Raw genomic sequence first — 297 nt, forward strand, 5'->3', positions numbered from 1 at the left:
GAGCAGCGCGGGCCACAGCCGCTCCCGCTCGACGGCGTGGTGCCCGAGCAGCACCCGCGCGACCAGGTCGGCGTGCCCAGTGAGCTCGGTGGTGCGGGCGGCGTCGCCGGGAGGCGCCCAGGAGGCGAGCTCGGCCAGCATCCGCAGCTCCCGGTGCACGGCCCGGTGCAGCACCCGCTCGTAGGCGGTCGCGGCGCTGCCCGCACCACCGAGCTCACTGGGCACGCCGACCTGGTCGCGCGGGTGCTGCTCGGGCACCACGCCGTCGAGCGGGAGCGGCTGTGGCCCGCGCTGCTC

General features: G+C 78.1%; 1 pseudogene. It reads right to left on the bottom strand.

The features are described 5' to 3' along the window. Nucleotides 1–297, bottom strand: a pseudogene (locus E9529_RS21645) (hypothetical protein); the annotation flags it as partial.

This window comes from Blastococcus sp. KM273128, assembly GCF_021698975.1.
Taxonomy (GTDB): domain Bacteria; phylum Actinomycetota; class Actinomycetes; order Mycobacteriales; family Geodermatophilaceae; genus Blastococcus.